18 protein-coding genes and 1 pseudogene are annotated in these 20105 nt (G+C 62.7%); 6 read left to right on the forward strand and 13 right to left on the reverse strand.

Features of this window, described 5'->3' with window-relative positions:
- Positions 1 to 68 precede the first annotated feature (68 nt).
- The 4 genes from J2Z31_RS17255 to J2Z31_RS17270 all read right to left on the reverse strand — a co-directional run bounded on the left by J2Z31_RS17255 (position 69) and on the right by J2Z31_RS17270 (position 2908).
- Entirely contained in the window at positions 69 to 1118 is a 1050-nt protein-coding gene (locus J2Z31_RS17255) for an aldo/keto reductase (protein WP_209602792.1), read from the reverse strand.
- Between the two features lie 78 nt (positions 1119 to 1196).
- A complete protein-coding gene (locus tag J2Z31_RS17260; protein ID WP_209602793.1) occupies positions 1197 to 1871 on the reverse strand; it encodes a glutathione S-transferase family protein in 675 nt (224 codons plus the stop codon).
- Positions 1872 to 1982: 111 nt separating this feature from the next.
- A complete protein-coding gene (locus tag J2Z31_RS17265; protein ID WP_209602794.1) occupies positions 1983 to 2408 on the reverse strand; it encodes a DUF1801 domain-containing protein in 426 nt (141 codons plus the stop codon).
- Between the two features lie 29 nt (positions 2409 to 2437).
- Positions 2438 to 2908 carry a DUF1801 domain-containing protein gene (locus tag J2Z31_RS17270; protein WP_209602795.1) on the reverse strand — a complete coding sequence of 157 codons (471 nt, stop codon included), beginning with the start codon at positions 2906 to 2908 and terminating at the stop codon, positions 2438 to 2440.
- Positions 2909 to 3184: 276 nt separating this feature from the next.
- On the opposite strand from J2Z31_RS17270, the gene J2Z31_RS17275 reads away from it, so the two are divergent.
- Entirely contained in the window at positions 3185 to 4372 is a 1188-nt protein-coding gene (locus J2Z31_RS17275) for a BCCT family transporter (RefSeq protein WP_209602796.1), read from the forward strand.
- 93 nt (positions 4373 to 4465) lie between these two features.
- Here J2Z31_RS17275 and J2Z31_RS17280 read toward each other — a convergent pair whose 3' ends face one another.
- From J2Z31_RS17280 to J2Z31_RS17300, 5 genes are all read right to left on the reverse strand, one after another.
- A complete protein-coding gene (locus tag J2Z31_RS17280; RefSeq protein ID WP_209602797.1) occupies positions 4466 to 4963 on the reverse strand; it encodes a BA14K family protein in 498 nt (165 codons plus the stop codon).
- 463 nt (positions 4964 to 5426) lie between these two features.
- Positions 5427 to 6920, reverse strand: a complete 1494-nt coding sequence (locus tag J2Z31_RS17285; protein WP_209602798.1) for an HAL/PAL/TAL family ammonia-lyase — start codon at positions 6918 to 6920, stop codon at positions 5427 to 5429.
- A complete protein-coding gene (locus J2Z31_RS17290; protein ID WP_209602799.1) occupies positions 6921 to 7739 on the reverse strand; it encodes a quaternary amine ABC transporter ATP-binding protein in 819 nt (272 codons plus the stop codon).
- Positions 7732 to 8589 (reverse strand): ABC transporter permease, encoded by an 858-nt coding sequence (locus tag J2Z31_RS17295; protein ID WP_209602800.1) that lies wholly within the window; start codon positions 8587 to 8589, stop codon positions 7732 to 7734. Before J2Z31_RS17295 ends, J2Z31_RS17290 begins: the two co-directional genes overlap by 8 nt.
- A 132-nt stretch (positions 8590 to 8721) precedes the next feature.
- A complete protein-coding gene (locus tag J2Z31_RS17300) occupies positions 8722 to 9756 on the reverse strand; it encodes an ABC transporter substrate-binding protein (RefSeq protein WP_209602801.1) in 1035 nt (344 codons plus the stop codon).
- A 277-nt stretch (positions 9757 to 10033) separates the two neighbouring features.
- On the opposite strand from J2Z31_RS17300, the gene hutC reads away from it, so the two are divergent.
- From hutC to J2Z31_RS17320, 4 genes are all read left to right on the forward strand, one after another.
- Complete coding sequence (hutC, locus tag J2Z31_RS17305) at positions 10034 to 10774, forward strand: histidine utilization repressor (protein ID WP_209602802.1); 741 nt, start codon at positions 10034 to 10036, stop codon at positions 10772 to 10774.
- Positions 10775 to 11007: 233 nt separating this feature from the next.
- A complete protein-coding gene (locus J2Z31_RS17310; protein WP_209602803.1) occupies positions 11008 to 11988 on the forward strand; it encodes an ABC transporter substrate-binding protein in 981 nt (326 codons plus the stop codon).
- Between the two features lie 349 nt (positions 11989 to 12337).
- The gene (locus J2Z31_RS17315) at positions 12338 to 14032 is read left to right on the forward strand and encodes an ABC transporter permease (protein WP_209602993.1); all 1695 of its coding nucleotides are present in this window, start codon (positions 12338 to 12340) and stop codon (positions 14030 to 14032) included.
- Positions 14020 to 15051: an ABC transporter ATP-binding protein gene (locus J2Z31_RS17320; protein WP_209602804.1), complete on the forward strand. Its 1032-nt coding sequence runs from the start codon at positions 14020 to 14022 to the stop codon at positions 15049 to 15051. Before J2Z31_RS17315 ends, J2Z31_RS17320 begins: the two co-directional genes overlap by 13 nt.
- 85 nt (positions 15052 to 15136) lie before the next feature.
- Here J2Z31_RS17320 and J2Z31_RS29365 read toward each other — a convergent pair.
- The 3 genes and pseudogenes from J2Z31_RS29365 to J2Z31_RS17330 form a co-directional block, all read right to left on the reverse strand.
- Positions 15137 to 15208: pseudogene (locus J2Z31_RS29365) on the reverse strand (DUF1801 domain-containing protein); the annotation flags it as partial.
- A 435-nt stretch (positions 15209 to 15643) separates the two neighbouring features.
- The gene (locus tag J2Z31_RS17325; protein WP_209602805.1) at positions 15644 to 16105 is read right to left on the reverse strand and encodes a nuclear transport factor 2 family protein; all 462 of its coding nucleotides are present in this window, start codon (positions 16103 to 16105) and stop codon (positions 15644 to 15646) included.
- Positions 16106 to 16137: 32 nt separating this feature from the next.
- On the reverse strand, positions 16138 to 17784 hold the full coding sequence (locus J2Z31_RS17330) for an FAD-dependent oxidoreductase (RefSeq protein ID WP_209602806.1): 1647 nt from the start codon (positions 17782 to 17784) through the stop codon (positions 16138 to 16140).
- A gap of 474 nt (positions 17785 to 18258) precedes the next feature.
- Here J2Z31_RS17330 and J2Z31_RS17335 point away from each other — a divergent pair, with 474 nt between their 5' ends.
- A complete protein-coding gene (locus J2Z31_RS17335) occupies positions 18259 to 19095 on the forward strand; it encodes a helix-turn-helix domain-containing protein (protein ID WP_209602807.1) in 837 nt (278 codons plus the stop codon).
- Positions 19096 to 19110: 15 nt separating this feature from the next.
- Here J2Z31_RS17335 and J2Z31_RS17340 read toward each other — a convergent pair whose 3' ends face one another.
- A complete protein-coding gene (locus J2Z31_RS17340; protein ID WP_209602808.1) occupies positions 19111 to 20061 on the reverse strand; it encodes a LysR family transcriptional regulator in 951 nt (316 codons plus the stop codon).
- Between the last annotated feature and the right edge of the window lie 44 nt (positions 20062 to 20105).

Genomic DNA, 20105 nt, shown 5'->3' on the forward strand with positions numbered 1-20105 from the left:
CCCTTGTCGGCCCTTGTGGGGAGGGGCTGGGGAGGGCGGCAGACGAGATGGAGTGTGCCTCGTTCGCCTCACATATGCGGTCCCAGCAGCGACAAATCGGCATTGCCGAGCCGGTCCTTGGCGGTCCAGAGCTGGTGCCAATAGGGGTAGATGACCGGCGGCAGGCTGACTGCGTCGAGCAGTTGGCGCTCCTCGTCGTTGAGCCTGAGGTTTGCTGCGGCGAGGTTGTCGCGGAACTGCGCTTCCGTGCGGCCGCCGATGACGACCGAGGTTACTGCCTTGCGGCCGATCAGCCAGGCGAGCGCCACTTGCGCGGCCGAGACGTTGCGTTCGGCCGCGATCGTCACCAGCATATCGACGATCTTCCATAGCCGTTCCTCGTCGCGGATCGGCGGTTCGTTCCAGCCGGCAAGCTGGCGTGTGCCCTCCGGCGTCACGCCGCGCCGGTGCTTGCCGGAAAGCAGTCCGCCCGCAAGCGGGCTCCAGACGAGAATGCCGAGACCCTGGTCGATCGAGATCGGGATCAATTCATATTCGGCCTCGCGGGCTTCCAGCGTGTAGTGGATCTGCTGGCTAACGAAACGCTGGCGGTGTTCGAGCGCGCTGATCCCGAGCGCCTTCATGATGTGCCAGCCGGAATAGTTGGAGCAGCCGATATAGCGCACCTTGCCCTGGCGCACGAGGGTGTCGAGCGCTTCCATCGTCTCCTCGAGCGGGGTCTGGCCGTCCCATTCATGCACCTGGTAAAGATCGATCACGTCGGTCTTCAGCCTCTTCAGGCTTGCCTCGCAGGCGCTGATCAAGTGCTGGCGCGAGAGGCCTCCGTCGTTCGGGCCTGGCCCCATGGAAAAGCGCGCCTTGGTGGCGATCAGCACGCCGTTCTTGCGCTTTCCGCCGAGCACCTCGCCGATGATCTCCTCGCAGCTGCCGGTCGAGTAGATGTCAGCCGTGTCGATGAGGTTGACGCCGGCATCGAGGCAGAGGTCGACATAGCGGCGGGCGTCGGCGACGTCGACATTGCCGACCTCGGCAAACTTGCCGCCGCCACCGATCGTCATCGTGCCCATAGTGATGGTGGAGATCTTGAGGCCGGAGCGGCCGAGCAGACGATATTCCATGGTCGTGCTCCTCGTGGGGTGGATGGCGAACAGGGTAGCGGGCGAAGGCCCGAAAGCAAGCGGCAAGCGGCGGGCCGCTCACAGGAAGCGCGGCGGAATCGCCTCGCGATAGGGGAACATGTCGAAATAGGGGCGAGCCTCGGCGAGCACGCGCGCGAAGGACGGTCGTTCGACGAGGCGTTCGAAATAGGCGGAGAGATTGACATGGCCGGCGCCGAAAGGTTCGACGATGCCGGCATAGAAAAGGGCAGGCGCGGCGGCGCAATCGGCGATCGAGAAGCGCTCGCCGATTGCGAATGTCTTGCCGGCCAGCTGCCGCTCGGCCATGTCATAGGCGGTCTTCAGCACCGCGCGCGCGTCGGCGACGCCGCGGCTGTCGTTCTCGCCTGCAGCCCGCAGCGTATCGGTGACGATCTTCTGCATCGGCACCTGGACGTAGAGATCGAAGAACCTGTCCCAGAGCCTCGCCTCGAGCGCTTGCTCCTCTTCTTGCGGGATCAGCGGCTCCCCGCCGGGATAGAGCCGGTCGAGATATTCGATAATGATCGATGTCTCGGGCACCGTCCGGTCGCGCGCCCCGTCATGAAGCACCGGAATCTTGCCGGCCGGCCAGACCTCGAGATACCGGGCATGCTCCCGCGGGTCCATCAGATCGACGATCTTTGCCTCGAACGGGGTCCCGGTTTCGTAAAGCGCGATCATCACCTTGTGGCAGAAGGAGGCGAGCGGGTGCAGGTAGAGGGTCAGCGCCATGAACGGCTCCTTGGCTGATGGGGCGCCATAACTATAGGGCGTGCACGCGGAAGGAAAAGGGGACGGACCACGCGACGGCCTTTCCGCCGTCACCCGGCATCGCGGAAGTCCTCAAGCGCGCTTCTGCTTCTTCCGAGCGCGCGCCGAGGCGTTCAGTGCCACGGCGGCGCGAATGAGCGCCTTCAGCGCCTCTTCGTCGACCTCGCCGCCCTCATGGATATCGATGGCGCGCCTTGTGCTGCCTTCGAGACTGGAGTTGAAGAGGCTTGCAGGGTCCTCCAGCGAAGCGCCTTTGGCAAAGGTCATCTTCACGACGTTCTTGTAAGTCTCGCCGGTGCAGATGATGCCATCGTGCTCCCACACCGGAACTCCTCTCCACTTCCACTCCTCGACAACGTCCGGATCCGCCTCCCTGATGAGACGCCGGATTCGCGCGAGCGTCTCGCCCCGCCAATCACCGAGCTCGCCGATCCTCGCATCGATCAGCTGGGAGGGAGTATTGCCTGCCTCTCCGGCCGTCAGGGTGTTCTTCCGCATGTCGCCTCCCGTTACGTCGTCGCTCGCTCTCACATTCGCTCGCCTGGCAATCGGCTTGCTTGCGTCACCCAATCCGTGAACTGGGTTTCGTCGAATTCATCTTTCTCGTAGACATCGAGGTAGCGCACTTCCTTATGCTTCGACTCGCCTGGAGGGACAGGCTTTAGCGACGCGCCGCGAAAGAAGGCCACTTTGACGTATCTGGTGAAGCAATGGAAGTTGAGAAACCAGCCCTGGCCCTCCATGCCATAGAAGGGCGAGTTCCATTTGACCGCCTTTTGCACGCCGGGCACAGTCTGCGTGATGAGCGCGTCGAGGCGTCGTCCGATCTCGCTTTTCCAGCCCGGCATGGCCGCGATATAGGCCTGCACCGGCGCGTCGCCATAGCCCTTCGCGATCTGGGGATTGCCCCCTGAAAGCAGCTTCGTTGCCCCCGGCGTCTTCTTCGCCTCGGATTTCTTTGCGAGCTTCGTTGGCTTGGTGGACGCCCTGTCGGCCATGGCGTTCGCTCCGTTGAAAGGCGGAGAAGTAGGTGAGGGCGGTGCGATTTCTACTGCATGTCTCCGCAAATCGACCGAAGAGGGGACGCGACCAGAGATCGCGTTCCGTTACCCGGATCAATTAATAAGGGAGTCATGCGAATGCAATCCGCTCCCGTCGCTTTTGATTATCGCGGCGTCGTGATCCGACGTAGATATCGGCAGTTCCTGTGGCGTCCTACGGGCGCGCATCCCGTCCCGGTCAACGTGGCGGAACTGCCGCAAGGGAGGTCATCAGTGAGTTACATCATCAGCACCGCCTATCTGGCGGTTCTACTCAGCGCTGTCTTCGTCATCCTCCGCTGGAGCAATGTCCGCTGTTGCGGGCAAACTCCGGTCGGCACATTCACCTTCGTAGCGCTGTTGTTCACGGCTGGCCTGGATATGGGCCTCGTAATGCTGCCGCTGACTGAATTTCCGGCCTACGCCGCCGATGACGCTTACCGCTTCACCAACCCACTCGCGATCGAGTTCGGCATGTGGGGACCGCTGGTCTGGATGATGTATTTTCTTTCGGCCTTCTACTTCGTCGTGCTCGAACCGCGGCTTCAGATTTTCGAGATTCCGATCGTCAGATGGGTCTACAATCTGACGGTCATCGCGACCTGCGCCTTCACCTGCTATCTCTTCCTTACGGCTTTGCCGAGTTACATCGGGGATATTTCAGCGACGGCGCAGTGGGGGATAGTCGTTTGCGTCATCGCGATGTCGGTCTATTCCAGCGGCAATCTCAATTTCATGAAATGGCTGGCCGTCACTTCGACATGGATGTTCGTAATCCTCGCCATCGTCGCCGTGCTGGCGGCTGCCTATTACTATAGCGCCGTTGGACTAGGCGGCCTCGCGTCGAACCTCGGCCTGCTCTCCGACTATTTTGCCAATCTGCAGCACTTCGTAAGCCCGATCACTGCCTATCACGAATTCTACCTTTTCTGGTGGTTCTCGTGGAGCATCATGATCGGCCAGTTCGTCTCAATGTTCGTTGGCGGATTGCGAACATGGCGGCTGGCCGTCGCCATGATCCTTCTGCCTTCAATTCCGTTGGCTGTCTGGTTCGCGGTGCTTTACATCTATTTCGAACAGCAGATCACCATTCCCGCATGGTTGAACTGGTTCATGGTGACGGTCGGAATCGTCTTCGTCGTGAATTCGCTTGATTCATTGATCCGTCTCTACGGTCTCAATCTTGGCTGGACGAAGACGCGGTTAGGCTCGGCCTACTATCCGTTGCACTTTTTTCTTCAGCTGGCTCTCGTGATGGCCTACCAGTTCACGCCGTTCAAGATCGAGTGGGTCGGCGTGGTTGTGATCGGCCTCTATGCGGCGGTCTATGCACTGATGCTGCGCCATCATGCTCTCGTCCGGGCGGCGGTCACAGAAGCGCGGAGCTCTGCCGAAACAGTCGTGCCCGCGGTATCGCGGTAGCGCTGGCTGGCGGTGGAGCTTGCGCGTCTGAAAGACGCGCAAGATCATGGCGTCCGCAACGACGCAAGGCGGTGAACCGCTAAACCCGCTGCGTCACCGATAGGGCGAGACGCACGGCTGCCGCGGACCGTAATAGGGCTGGAACGTGTTGTCGTAAGCCCTGTACGAACGGTAGCGCGCATAGCACCAGCGCGTGTGCGCATTGCCGCCACTGTAATAGGTTTGGCGGTAATAGCGCGGCGCGTGATAGCGCGGCGCGTAGTAGCGCGGCGTGTAGTAGTAGGTCGGCGCGTGGTACCGCGGGGCGTAGTATGTCGGCGCGTAGTCGTCGTAATAGCCCGGGTGATAATACCTCGGCTGCGCCAGCGCCCCGCCGAGGATCGCGCCGACGGCAAGCCCGCCGAGCGCCCAGGCCCAATCATCATCGCCACCGCGACGGTGGCGACGCCAGCCACCATGGCGCCTGTGCGAGACCGGCTCCGCCTGCGGTGCCTCGACCTTCAACGGAACAGGGGTGGGAAACGCCATAGCCGGTGCAACGCTCGTCAACGCCGTCGCCAGCGACAAGGCAACGATTGCTAACCTCTTCATTGGCTTCACCTTTCCGCTACAGCGCCCGCACTTGGAACATGACGCAAGAAGAACGCTGTAGCACTTTGGACTTGCTGCATAATTTTGTCCCCAAACGGCCGTCGGTTCAAGGAATTTCCAGTAGCAGGAAAGCATTCCCTTTAGGACCCGCTAGGCTCAAATACGGCAGCATCGGACATGCGCTGCGGTGTCGGTGGCGTCCGCAGACGGGTGGCACCTCATCGTGCCGAAGAGGTCTGGGCGCCTCTGCATGAGTTCGCAGATGTGCATCGCCTACAAAGCGCGCACCGGCGTCGTACATGGCTCTCTTCGCGAGCCGATAGTCCTCCTCCCATTTCTCAGAGGTCGCAATGGGTGGAAAAGTGGAAGTTCCAATCGGTGCCATTCTATCGCCAGCCTGATCAGCGGACAGGAGCCGCGTCGCCCTGTCGCGAGAAGAGCCGATCTCACCAGTCGAACCGCATCAGGAGGGTGCGCACTCATCCGTGAGGATCACTCGCATCTGCTCGATGTCTCTGCTCATCGGCCGATCGTCGGCATAGGTCGGAATACCGGCGCGGATTCGCTCGTAGAGCGCGTTTGTACGTTGCGCCCGACCGATGGCATGCGGCTGCAGGTCGTAGGCTTGGGCTGCCGCCAAAAGCTCAATGGCGAGCATCGTCTTGAGATTGTCGACGACCGCCAGCGCCTTCGAGGCAGCCGGCGTTGCATGGGTGAGAATGTCCTCCTGCAGGGCAGAGGTGATGCCACCGTCGAGGCTTGCGGGTGCAGCGAGCCGGCGGTTTTCGGCAGCAAGCGAGGCGGCCGTGTACTGGGCAATCATAAAACCCGACGTGACGCCGCTGTCGCGCGCAAGGAACGGTGGGAGACCGCTAACCAGCGGATTTACCAGCCGATCGATGCGGCGTTCGGAAATGGCCGCGACCTCCGCAACCGCAATGGCCAACGCGTCCATCGTGAGGCCCAGCGCGGCACCGACGGCGTGGGCCTGCGAATGAACCTCGGGCGCCTCGGGCGATCCCGAGACCGCAGGGTTATCAGTGAGGCTTTCAAGTTCGCGATTTACGACGTCGCCCGCATGCGCGAGCACGTCGCGCGCGGCCCCATGAAGATGCGGCACGGCACGCAGGCTCAGCGGATCCTGCGTGCGATTTCCGGCGGCAGCGGCCAGCATTGGGCTGTCCTGGAGGTATTCGCGCAACTTGGCCCCGACGCTCTGCAAGCCCGTCGAAACTCGAAGCGACAGCGGACCGGCGGCAAAGGCATTTGCTTGGCTACCGAGGTTCTCATAGCTCATGGCTGCGGCCGCATCTGCCCAGTCGAAGAGTCTTTCGGCACGCGAAAGGGCAAGCGCGGCAAGACCGGTGGCACAGGGCGTGCCGTTGACGAGGCTCAAACCCTCCTTCGCCTCGAGCCGTAAGGGCGAAATCCCGAGCCGTGAGAGCGCCTCAAAGCCGCTAATCTCGCCCTTGCCATTGTCAACGCTACCATGGCCGATCAGTACTAGACCGATTGCGGCGGCGTGGGTGAGGTAGCCCACGGAACCGCGCGACGGGATGTGAGGAATAAGGTCGGCATTGAGCAGTGCCAGCAGCGCCTCGACGGCCTCGATCCGAACGCCGGAGTAGCCGTGCGCGAAATTGGCGATCTGCGCTGCCATCACGGCACGCGCTTCGCTACGCCCGAGCCGTTCGCCGACGCCGCAGGCGTGGCTCAGGATGATGTTGCGCGAAAGAGCCTGCTGGTTCTCACGGCTGATGACGACATCGCAAAGCGCCCCGACGCCGGTGTTGATGCCGTAGCCGCGGACGCCGCGCTCCACCAATGCATCGACGATGCGACGGGCGTCCACGATCCGCTGACGCGCCCGCTCGGACAAGGTGAGGCGAGCGCCGTCGGCGATGGCGGCAATCTCAGGCCATTTCAACGGCCCATGGATGGTGATCGTTTCAGTCATCTACTCGGGTCTTGCCTGCCTGCGCTGAACGAAGCGCGCGACATAGTCGTTTGCCGGATTGTCGAGAATATCGTTCGGCGAGCCGACCTGCACGACCTGACCGTCCTTCAGAATTGCAATCTCCGACCCGATGCGCAGGGCCTCGTCGAGGTCGTGGGTGATGAAGACAATGGTCTTGGACAGATTCTGCTGCAATTGCAGAAGCTGGTCCTGCATGTCGGCCCGGATCAGCGGGTCGAGTGCGCTGAAGGCTTCGTCCATCAGGATCACATCGGTGTCCGCGGCGAGCGCCCGGGCAAGGCCCACACGCTGCTTCATGCCGCCGGAAAGCTGATGCGGGTATTTTGCATCATAGCCCGAAAGACCGACCGTCTCGATCCACTTCATGCCGATCGCGCGAGCGTCAGCCTTCGAGATGCCGCGGACCCGTTGGCCGTAGACGACATTCTGAAGCACCGTTCGGTGCGGCATCAGGGCAAAGCTCTGGAACACCATGCTCACGCGCCGCATGCGGAAGGCGCGCAACGCCTTTGCGTCGAGGTCGAGGATGTTGCTGCCATCGAAGAGGACCTCGCCGCTTGTCGGCTCGATCAGCCGGTTGATGTGCCGCACCAGCGTTGACTTGCCGGACCCGGAGAGCCCCATGATTACGAAGATTTTGCCGGCGCCGATCTTCAGGCTGACATCGTTGAGGCCGACGCTGCAGCCGGATCGGGCAAGGATCTCAGCCTTGGCCAGACCGTTCCTGGCCATGGCGAGCGCCTTCTTCGAATCATGCCCGAAGATCTTGTAGACGTTGCGGATCTCGATGTCAGCCATTGCGGGCGTCCTCCGTCCGGGGCTTGCCGAAGCCCTGAGTGATGCGATCGAGCACGATTGCGAGAATGACGATGCCGATGCCCGCCTCCAGCCCCTTGCCGACGTCGAGTGTCTGGATGCCGTTCAGCACCTGCTCGCCGAGGCCGCGTGCGCCGATCATCGAGGCGACGACGACCATCGACAGCGCCATCATGATCGTCTGGTTGAGACCGGCCATGATTGTCGGGGTGGCGAGCGGCAGCTCCACGCCGAACAGGATCTGCGCCGGGCTGCCGCCGAAAGCGGTTGCTGCCTCGACAACCTCGCCGTCTACCTGGCGGATGCCGAGATCGGTCAGACGGATCAGCGGCGGAACCGCATAGATGATTGTCGCAAGGATTGCCGGCACTTTGCCGAGGCCGAAGAGCATCAGCGCCGGGATCAGGTAGACAAAGCTCGGCATGGTTTGCATGACGTCGAGAACCGGCAGGGTGACGTTGCGCACGACGCGGCTCTTGGCGACAAGAATGCCGATCGGCACGCCGATTACCACCGAGACGAGGGTCGCCATCAGCATCAGGGCGAGTGTCTGCATGGTAAGGTCCCAGAGGCCGAGCACGCCGACGGCGAGAAGCAGCGCGCCGACGGCGATCGTCAGCGACCATCGCTTCGAGCTCTGCCAGGCAAGCGCCATGAAGGCGAGTATCACGAGCCACCAGGGCAAGCCACGCAGGATCCATTCAATGAACAGCACGGCTTTCAGGATGACGCCACTGATCGCCTTGAACACCCAGCCGTGGTTGGTGACGAGCGCCTGAATGAAGTCGTTCACCGGCGCGCGGATCGAAAGATTGAGAGAGTCCGGAAACATCGGAACCGTTCCTTGCTCGGGGAGGCCGCCGGCGGTCATCGCCGCCTGGTCGCGGGGCAGCTTCGGCAGCCGGCGGGCCGCCGCGTGCCTCCGTTGTCGGAGGTCGAGGCGGCGGTGCAGGGCGGCTTGCCGCTACTTGAGGCTTGCCTCGATCTTGCCGCGTGCCTCGTCGGAGACCCACTTGCCCCAGACATCGGCCTTTGTCTTCAGGAACTCGGCTGCCGCGGCGGCTGCATCGACCTTGTTGTCGACCATGTAAGCGAGGCTGCCGTTGACGTCCTCGAGCGGGAAGGTCGCTTTTTCGAGGATCTCGATGATTTCCGGAGCCTCCGAAGCGAAGGTACTGTTCACGCCATAGGCGACGTCGACGGAGGGGAAGGCGCAAGCCTGGTCGCGCTTGCCGTTGGCGCTGCTCAGTTCTTTCCAGCAGGCTTCGTTATAGGCGGGCTCTTCAAGCTGGACCAGCTTGAATTTACCCATGATCGCGGTCGGCGACCAGTAGTAGAAGAGGATCGGCTCGCCCTGGAGATAGGCGGAGGTGATCGCTGAATCGAGCGCAGTGCCCGTACCCGGACGGAAGTTGACGTAGGCTTCTCCGAGCTTGTAGGCGTCGAGCTTGGCGGTGCTGATGCCTTCGCAGGTCCAGCCGGACGGGCAGTTCAGGAACCGGCCCTTGGACGGTTCTTCGGGATCGGCAAAGAGTTCGACGATCTTCGGGTCGGAAAGCTGGGAGACGCTCTTCAGATCCGGCGCCTTCGCCTCGATATTGCGCGCCGGATCGCCATGAATGACGTAGTCCGGCACGAACCAGCCTTCGCTGGCGCCGACGAATGTCTTGCCGACGGCGACTACCTTCTTTTCCTCTACCGCCTTGTTCCAGATGTCCGAACGGCCCAGCCATTCCTCGGCAAAAATCTGGACGTCGTTGTTGGCGGTCGCCTGCTCCAGCGTCACGGAATTGCCGGGAATGGAGTCCACCTGGCAATCATAGCCCTTGGAGAGGATCGTCTTCATGACTTCGGTAATGAAGGCGCCGCTTTCCCAGTCGATACCGGCGAAGGTCACGGTTTTGCCGTCGCTGCAATAGGAGGCGCTGGCGCTGCCGGTGGATGCCGCCAGAATAAGTCCGGCGGCCGCGAAGGTGAGTTTCATTGTGCTGATCGACATGCGCATTCCCCTTTTTTGATGTTCGCTTCGATTGCAATGATGTGTCTGCGTGCTACGGCGCGATCGGTACCTCTCCTCGGTCGTGGCGTGTTTCATGCTGCGCCACACCTGTTGTGATGGACGCATTCCAAAATTAAGTTCTCGCCGCCTGTACAATGTTGTATATGGAACTATAGGTATTTTACGCTGGTGCGCAAGAACGAAATAAACGAAAAAGTTTAGTGGCCGGATGCGCGGCATTCGGTCGACACAGCAGAGTGGAAGGAGGCTAAGTCTTATGACGGCAGTGGAGCGTAAGAACGACAGGACCGCATTTGAAGCCGGACCGGTGCCGCGCTACGAGGCAGTCAAGCACTTTATCCGTAGCCGCATCGAAAATGGTGAATGGCCGGCGCACCATCGCATCCCTTCAGAGAACGAGATCGTCACCGATTTAGGCGTCAGCCGTATGACCGCCAACCGGGCCCTGCGGGAACTCGCCAATGAGGGGGCGATCACGCGAGTGCAGGGGGTCGGGTCCTTCGTTGCTCCGCAAAAAGGCAGCACGGCGTTGCTCGAGGTCCGCAATATCGCCGACGAGATCCGCGAGCGCGGACATGAGCACACGTCCCACATCACGCTGATGAAGCAAGAGGAGGCTACGCCGGAAATCGGTTATGCCTTGGGGCTCACCACAGGTGCGCGCGTTTTCCATTCGATCATGGTTCACCTGGAAAACGGTCTGCCGATCCAGATCGAGGATCGTTTCGTCAATCCGGCCATCTGCCCCCGCTACATGGAACAGGACTTCCGCGTCATGACGCCGAACGCCTACCTCACGGCGACGGCGCCAATCACCCGGACCGAACAGATCGTCGAGGCAGTCTCGCCGCAGCCCTGGGAACGCAAGCTCCTCGGCATCGGCCGAAATGAGCCCTGTCTCATGATCAGGCGCCGCACATGGTCCGATACGGCGAACGTGACGACAGCACGTCTCCTTTATCCAGGAACGCGATATCGCCTTGAGGGCATTTCGTAACGAACATCGCGCTTTGTGTCGTCGCAACAGAGTTGTCGCTCTCACGTCCCAACATGTAATTCGGCAAACACCGGAAGTCCCGATATCCGCCGGCCGGCGACGCCGGTGGCGCCAATGTGCACTTCTGGGCGTAACGCTCACTCGATGCCGGCCTCTCCAACCCCCCTGTCACATCCCTGTAAAACACCCCCTCTATCCCTCGGCTCCATCTTCCACACACCGAGGGCTACGTCATGAAAACGCTTCTCTCCGCCGTTGCCGCAGCGGCCATCGCCGGTCTCCTCTCCACCGGGGCTCTCGCCGAGAACCTGATCCTCTACACCAGCCAGCCGAATGAAGATGCGCAGGCGACCGTGGATGCGTTCGAGGCGGCCAATCCCGGCATCGAGGTCGAGTGGGTGCGCGAGGGGACGACGAAGATCCTGGCCAAGCTGATGGCCGAGATCGAGGCGGGCAATCCGGTCGCGGATGTGCTCCTGATCGCCGACGTGGTGACGATGCAGCGGCTGAAGGAGGCGGGGCATCTGATGCCCTACAAGTCCGAGGAAGCGGCGGCTTACGATGCCACGCTCCATGATGCCGATGGCGCCTATCATTCGACGAAGATGATCACCACCGGCATCATCTACAACACCGGTGCCGCGATGACGCCCAGGGGCTGGCAGGATCTGGCGAAGCCGAAAGCAAAGGGCCTCGTCACCATGCCGAGCCCGCTCACCTCCGGGGCGGCGCTGATCCATGCGCAGACGCTCGCCGGAATCGATGGCCTCGGCTGGGACTACTACAAGGCGCTCGCCGAAAACGGCGCAACGGCCGCCGGCGGCAATGGCGGCGTGTTGAAGGCGGTGGCCACCGGCGAGAAGGCCTATGGCATGGTCGTCGATTTCATGGCCATCCGCGAGAAGGCGAAGGGCGCGCCGGTGGAATTCGTCTTCCCGGCCAAGGGCGTTTCCGCCGTCACCGAGCCGGTCGCGATCCTGAAGACCGCGAAGAACGCCGAAGCCGCAAGGAAATTCGTCGATTTCCTGCTTTCCGAGGAAGGCCAGGAACTGGCAGCGAAGATGGGCTATGTGCCTGCCCGCCACGGCGTGGCGCTGCCGGAAGGCTTTCCCGCGCGCGAGACGATCAAGGTACTTCCGGTCGATGCGGCCGCGGCGGTGAAGAATGCCGAAGCGGACCTGCAGACCTTCTCCGGCATTTTCGGCACCAACTGATCGGCCGATGCTAAGCAGGTTCCGCAAAAGTGTGCCACGGTTTTGCGATCGGAACCTGCGGCAAACACAGGGATCCAAGCAGGCATTCGTGGAGAAACCCACGAATGCCTGTTTGGAAACGGACGAGATCGCCCACAGCCGCCGTCCCGGCCGGCTGCGGTTTCCCTTTGGTGGCGGAGAAGCGAGGGGCGCCGAACGGCAGGGCGGGCCACTGCGGCCCCCGGCCAAGCTGCCGCCGGAACTGGCGCGGACCCTGTACGGTTTCGACCTGCCGGCATCGCCTTACGTTGGGGAAGTCAGCTCACGCAGCCGGAAGCGCGAGCGAGCAGGGGCAGGGCGGCAGCCGGCGCTGCCCGGGGGCAGTCGGCGGGCGTCCAGCGAGCCGGCCTGGCTTTTGCCTTTCGTGCTTGCCGCCGTCTTTCTGCTTTCGGCGCTGCCGCTCATCCGCCTCGGCTGGGCGGGACTTGGCGGGATAAAGGGAGGGGAGGCAGCGAGAGTCCTCCTCGATCCCGCGACCTTCGCCGCACTTCGCAATACGCTGATCACGGCCACGGGCGGCATGGTCGTTTCACTGGTGCTCGGCGCGCTCTTCGCCTTCACTCTGGCGCTCACCGACATCCGCGGCAAACTCGTTTTGAGCTTCGCCTTCATGCTGCCGATGATGATCCCACCGCAGGTGACGGCGCTCGCCTGGGTGGAGATGTCCGGGCCATCGAGCCCGCTCCTGAAGACGCTGGGGCTCGCGCCGCCGCTCGGCAGCCCGCAGCCGCTCTACTCGCTTTCCGGCATGGTGCTGCTCCTCGGCGTGCAGCATGCGCCGCTCGTGTTCCTGGCCGTGAAGGCCGGGCTTGCCGCCATCCCGCGCGACGCGGTCGAAGCGGCGCGGCTTGCGGGCGCCTCGCCCTGGCGGGTCTTCCGCGATATCGTGCTGCCGCTCGGGAGCCCGGGCCTCGTCGCAGGGGCGGCGATCGCCTTCGTCTCCGGCATCGGCAATTTCGGCATTCCGGCAATCCTCGGCATTCCCGCCTCGATCGAAACGCTGCCGACGCTGATCTATAGCCGGCTTGCGAGCTTCGGCGCTTCCACCTTCGGCGAGATCGCCGTGCTCTCGACGCTGATCGCCGTCATCTCCGCCGCAGGACTCCTGCTGCAGCAGCGGGCGTTGGCCGGCCGGGATTACCGCCTGGTCGGGCTTGGCGGGGCGAGTGCGGCCTTCTCCCTCGGGCGCTTCAGGCTTTGGGGCGAATGCCTGCTCTGGGGCGCGCTGGCGCTCGTCCTGGTCGCGCCGCTCCTGGCGCTCGTCGCGAGCTCGCTGGTGCCGGCCTATGGCGTGCCGCTCACGCTTGAGACCGTTTCGTTCCGCGCCTACGGCGAAATCCTCCTTCGCCAGTCCCTGACGCTGACGGCGTTTCGCAATCCGCTCTTCCTCGCCTCCGCCGCGGCGGTAGGGCTCCTTTTCGTCACGGTGCCCGCCGCCTATCTGCTGGCGCGGCGTCAGGGCGCGCTTGCCAATCTCCTGGCGGTCCTGATCGAGATACCTTACGCACTGCCGGGCATCGTGCTCGCCGTCGCCTTCGTCCTCGCCTTTGCCGCGCCGCTGCCGGCGATCGGCCTCACGCTCTACGGCACGATCTGGATCATTCTGGCCGCCTATCTCTCGTCCTTCCTCGCGGTCAGCCTGAAGCCGGTGATGAGCGCCATGCTGCAGATGGACCCGTCGCTCGAGGAGGCGGCGCGCCTCGCCGGGGCCGGGTTCCTCCGCCGCATGCGCGACGTCGTACTGCCGCTCCTAGCACCCGCCGCGGGAGCATCCGTCATCCTCGTCTTCCTGATCTCGGCCAACGAGCTGACCGTCTCGGCGCTGCTCTGGTCGGCCGGGACGCAGACGCTCGGCGTCGCGATCTTCAATCTCGACGACAGCGGTTCCTCCGATCTCGCTTCGGCGCTCTCTGTGCTCGTCGTGCTCATGGTCCTGGCGTTGATGGCGGCGCTCGAAGTCTTCGCGAAATACCTGCCGGAGGGCGTGCTGCCATGGCGCAACTGATCCTCAATCATGTGACGAAGAACTTCGGCGGGCGGCCGGCGGTGTCGGATGTCACGCTCACGGTGCGCAAGCAGGGCTTTCTTGCACTCCTTGGCCCCTCTGGCTGCGGCAAGACGACGGTGCTCCGGATGGTCGCCGGTTTCGAGCAGCCGACGGATGGCTCGATCGAATTCGGTGAGCGGCGGCTTGCGGATGCCGTCTTTTCGCTGCCGCCCGAAAAGCGCAACATGGCGATGGTGTTCCAGTCCTATGCGCTCTGGCCGCATATGAGCGTGGCGGAGAATGTCGGTTATCCGCTGAAGGTGCGCGGCGTTTCCGGCGAGGCTTGCCGCCGGCGCGTCACCGAAGCGCTGGCGCTCGTCAAGCTTCAGGACTTCGCCGAGCGGCGGCCGACCGCACTTTCCGGCGGCCAGCGGCAGAGGGTGGCGCTGGCGCGCTGCCTCGTCACCGAGCCGGACGTCGTGCTGCTCGACGAGCCGCTCGCCAATCTCGACCAGCATTTGCGCAAGGCCATGGAAGAGACCTTCCGCGTCTTTCACGAACGCTCCGGCGCGACGATGATCTATGTGACGCACGACCAGGCGGAAGCGATGGCGCTTGCGACCGACGTCGCGGTGATGGCGGAGGGCCGGATCCTGCAAGTGGCGCCGCCGGCCGAGATCTATGCGCGGCCTGAGGGTAGGGTGGTCGGCGGCCTGATCGGCCGCGGCAGCATCCTGCGCCTGAGACTGCCCGAGAATGCCGGGCGGCAGCTGGACTGGCCGTTGCTCCGCCAGGCGCTCGGGGATGGCGGGCAGGTCCGCGCGGGACCGCTTGCGGACGTGCTGATCCGGCCGGAACACGTCCACCGTGCTGCCGACGGGATCGCGATGCGGACGGTCTCCTGCGTCTTCGAAGGGGAGCGTTTCGCGCTCGACCTCACGCTTTCCGACGGCCAGCGGCTCAAGGCCTACAGCAGCGTGGCGATGGCGGAGGGCACGCTGGCACCTTTCGTCGTCAGCGGCGGCTGGCGGCTGTAGGCTGTAGGGGCTCGCGGGGGCGTCCTCATGCTTACGCGCATGCGGAGAAGAACGCCTTCGATAGGTCGCCGACCTCGCTTCTTCAGCCCGGCATGGCCGCGGTATAGGCCTGCACGGGCGCGTCGCCATAGGCCTTCGCGATCTGAGGGTTGCAGCCTGGTCTTGTCGGTCATTCGCAGATGAGCATCGCCTACAAGGCACAAACAGCAAAGATAAGCGATGGAGGCGGCTTGAAGGAGCCTCCTGCACCGGCGTGATATATGGCTCTCTTCGCGAGCGTCGGAATGGGTGGTCAGCGGAAGTTCGCCGCTCTTCGGCGTAAGTCGGGTTCGCCCCGATGGCGGACCCTCAAGCGGCGCTCTGTTATTTGTCGCCTCTTCGAGGAGCTCGATTGAGCGACACATGGCCCACCACGATCGGCCGTGCATCGACCGCGGTGTGTTTCAGATCGGTCTTACCCCAACCCGACCGCGAGAGCCGACCGGCTCCGCTGCTCAAACGAACGCCAGTGACCAATCTGATTGCCAATGGCGCCTTCGGATCACGTCAGCAGCAAGAAGAACAACGAGCAAAGGCGTTGTTGCCTCGCAGGTTAGCTTTCGAGCCACGGGTAGCGGGCGGTGTCCTTACCGGCGTAGTCTGGGTCGAGATAGATGAAGCAGCGCTGTATTTTCCAGTCGCGGATTTCGAACACGTCGCACCAACGCCCCGCCTGCCAATCGGGAACGCCGGCGCGCCATGGGCCGTCGCGGTGCTCGCCATGGCTTGTGCCTTCGCAAACCACCAGATCGGAGCCGGAGAAGACCCAGTTGAACTGCGAGTAGTGGTGGACGATCGACTTGAGGGTCGCGCCGACGTCGGCGAACAGCTTGCCGATCTGGTCCCTGCCGTTCGCCAAACCCCATTTGGGGAAGTACACCTGCGCGTCGTCGGCGAAGAGCTCGAGGATCGAGCTGCCGGTGGACGTCACTCCGCCATTGTCGAAGGCCTTCAGGTATTCGAGCGCAACCGATTTACGCTGCTCGTCTGTCATTGTCTGCTTCGTGACTGCCACGTTTTCCTCCCTGGAAAGCAACCGCGAAAAGATCAGCGTCGCGGCTCTCCGCTGGCGGCGTTGGCCGCTAGATAGGCGAATGCGAGGATAGGACCGAGGGTCGCCCCGCCCGCCCAATAGGCACGAGCCGAGGCCGAGGCCACGCAGTTGCCGACGCCGTAGAGGCCGCGGATCGGCCGACCAGTATGATTGAGGACTTGGCCGTTGGCGTTAGTGACCGGCCCGCCCTTGGTATCGAGACTGCCGCCGGTCAGGAGCGCGGCATAGTACGGACCCTCGTCGCTGATCGGATACATAGTCGGATTCGGCGCGGCTGGGCTTTCGGCTGCCGGTCCGTTGAACAGAAGCTGCACCTGCCGCTCACCGCGTTTGAAATCCGGATCCTTGCCTTCCCTGGCAAATTTATTGAAGCGCGAGATCGTCGACTTTAGGGCCTCTTCGAAGTCATCGGCGATCGTCAGATTGCCAGTGCGGTTCGCATACTTTTTGAAACGCGCACGGATGTTGCTCGTCAGTTCGGCGAGCGTATCGCCCTTGATGACGTGACCATCGTCCTTGCCCTCCGGCACGATGAAGCGGCCGTACTCGTCGCTTGCCGAGTATTGCTGGCTGCGCGCGTCCCAGATCGCGACCAGCACGAGGTTGGGGTACTCGGATTTCGTCGGATCCCAAGTGAAGAAAGCCTGCGCGGATTCGTTGTAGGCAAGCTTCTCGTTGGTAACGCGGCGACCGTTCCTGTCGACGTAGATCATGGAGTCGCCGGATGGGGAAAAGGTGCCGATCAGCGACGGATCGTCGTTCAGCGCTTTCTCAAGCACGATCGGACACATCCAGGCGTAGTTCATATTGCGGAGCTGGGCGCCCGCAGCCGCACCGATGTTGACGAAGTCGCCCTCGTTGGTGCGCACGGCGCAGCCGCCGAAAACCGGTACGCTCAGGAAGTTCTTGCGCATGTCGACGTCGTGGCTGAAGCCGCCGGAGGCGAAGATCACCGCCTTGCGCGCCTTGAACGTGACGGTCGTGCCGAGGGCCGTATCGGCCTCGACGCCGACGATCGCGCCGCTCTCGTCGACATTCGTGCGCTGCACGCGATGCCCGGTGCGGATATCGACCCCGTCGGCACGCGCCTTGGCGCTCATGGTGCGGATCGCCACCTCGCCGCCGTCCGACATGGACTCGCGGGCACCTTTGGGCACGAGCACGCGGCCTTTCGGCGCCTTGTCCTCCGGCAGCTCTGCCCAGTAGTCGGGCACGAAGTCACAGTGGCGATATTCGAGCGCGCCTTTTTCGGCGAGCAGCTCGGTTGCCGGCGAGGCGTTGTCATAGATCGCAGCGAAGGAATCATACTCCCACTGCGACATACCGAACGTCGGGTGCTCAGGATCATAGGCTTCCGGGCGCGAAAGGCGGGCCATGTAGCGGATGCAGTCCTCCTTCCTGTCCTCGATTCCGATCTCCTGCATGTGCCTGTTGTTCGGCACCCAGTACCAGAAGGCGGCCTTCCTGGTCGTGCCGCCGAGCTCGTCGGCCTTCTCAAGCAGCACGACCTCGTTTCCCTGCCAGTGGGCGAACAGCGCAGAAGCAAGCCCCGCCGCGCCGCCACCCACAACCACGATATCTGCCTCCACATCGAAGCGAGACCGTTTGACCGGCAGACCCGATTTCCTGGCAATCGACATGTGCTTCCCTCCCGACCTTCTGCACACCGGTAATCCGTGCCAAGGCTGCCAATTCCGGCTGTGCGGGTCTTTCAAATCTTTGCGCTTACAAATTCCTGCGGAGGGGTTGGCTGCGGCGAAGCAGCATTGTCTCTAACTCGGGCGGGGTGGGGCTCAGCAGTCTTTGAGTCCGGGCGGCTTGGCCGGATCAGCGCGTTCAGCCATCGCGTCCAGTCCATAACAATCCGTTATTCCAACCGGCGACGATGTCATCACCGGGCTTTTGCGCGTGTGTTAGTCTCGCTGGTCGTGGTTCGGGAGGGAACCATGTCCGCCACTGCACGGACGCTATTGAGGATGCCGGGTGCCATCGTCCCTTGGAAGATGGATCCTGCAGCGAGCTGATGGTGCGAGAAGAAACAGACGACACGCTGGCTGGGGAGGATCATCATGGCAGCGATACTTAGGGGAGGGCGAGAGCTACGCTATACTGGGTTGGAGCAATTTCCGGCGCGTGGGAGCTACGGGGGTGTCGACCACTGCATTGCGGGCGCAAGGCCTTATGCGCTTGAATTCGCCAACGAGTCCGATGTCATATGCTTGTTGCTCGGAGACATCTTCTCGGAAGCTGGATTCGAGGACGATGGCGAGGAAACACTGCTGTTTCGCGGCGAAACGGCCGCGTTCCACCCGCGCCACGGCAGTGTCCGTGTCGCGGCAAGCACTGTTCGTCACGGATTCATCGCCTTCTCGTATTCCGATGATTTCCAAGGGTGCATAAGCGACCGCGGCCTTGACAGGGTGCGAAGCGGCGGAAGCGTCAATAACATTCGGCTGAAATCGCTCCGCCATCTTGCCTGCTATGCCCGCGAGCGCCTCCGCTTTGGCCGGCCACTCGATCCGCTGGAGATCCAGTATCTCGGCGGCATGGTCTATATCGAGACCCTACGAGGTCTTCATGCTGTAAAGCCCGCTAATGCCTCCACACTTTCGGATGCGGAGTTTGACCGCCTTTCGGCCTTCATCGACGCTGAGCTTGAGGGCGACATTAGCTGCGCCCGCCTGACCGGATGTGTCGACCTGCCGCTGAGAGTGGTGTTCGAAGGCATTAAGACACGTACCGGTTTGCCGCCGTACCAGTTCGTTTTAAGAAGGCGCGTTGAACAAGCGCAAAAGCTTCTTATGCGATCTGATTTTTCAATCGCTGAAATTGCCTTCCGGTGCGGCTTCGCATCGCAGCAACACATGACATCGGTCTTGAAGCGGCAGCTTGGCCATACCCCCGGCCAGATCCGTCGCGCGACCCGTGCCCGCAAGTCGACGTCGCATTGAGTCTAGTGCATTGGGCTAGACGCCCCAGACAACCGACTGCTCGTGCCGCTTGATGAGGTGCTTTAGGTTCTCAAAGCCGCTGCGGATGTGCCGGGCGAAGTGATCGACGGCCGGCATTCGCGGCGCATCCGCGCGCTTCAACAATCCGAGCGCCCGTTCGGGGTGAGGCACAGCGACCGGAAGCGCGGTGATCGACTTGTCCTTGCGAAGCGCGAAGACAACACTGTGCGGCAGGATAGTCAGTGCGTCGGTCCCCTTCATGTAATTCACGGCGCCCATCAGCGATCCACCCGTATAGCGGATCCTGATCTCGGTTGCTCCGAACGACAACAACATGCTGCGAAGATCGGCGAGCAAGGGGCTGCCCGGCGGTGGAGCGATCCACGGGTAATTTAGGAGGTCGCTTGGCTGCGGCCGATGCTTCATGAGTAGTGGGTGGGTAACGCGGCAGGCAATCACATTGCGACCCGGCAAAATCTGCTGGAACTCTAATCCTGACCCTTCATCCAGGATGTCGATCGGGCAGATTGCAAGATCGACCTGGTCCGCCTTTAAGGCGGCCCGCAGGTCGGAAAAATAACCATAACTCTGATCGACGCGCACATTCGGATGCAGGTTCTGGAACTCCGCGATCATCCCGGCGATGAGCGCATCCATGAAGAAAGGCGTGCCGCCCACGCGCACAGTGCCGCCCTTGCCGACCCTAAAGCTTTCGATCGTGTCAGTGGCCTTGCGTGAAGCGGCCAGCATCACCTGGCCGTGATCTGCAAGCGCGCGGCCGAGCGGGGTCGGCTGGAGAGGACGACGGCCTTTGATGAACAATGGCTCGCCCAAGCGCTTTTCCAGCATCGATAGCGTGCGCGACACCGCCGGCTGTGCAAGGCCGAGCAGGGCGGCGCCCTCGGTCACGCCACCTGTCTTTACGACGGCCGCGAGCTGGATCAAATGGCGCTCATCTATCTTCATAACGATGTGTTATACAATCTTCGAACAAAATCATCAATCGCGAT

It is taken from the genome of Sinorhizobium kostiense, assembly GCF_017874595.1.
Classification (GTDB): Bacteria; Pseudomonadota; Alphaproteobacteria; order Rhizobiales; family Rhizobiaceae; genus Sinorhizobium; species Sinorhizobium kostiense.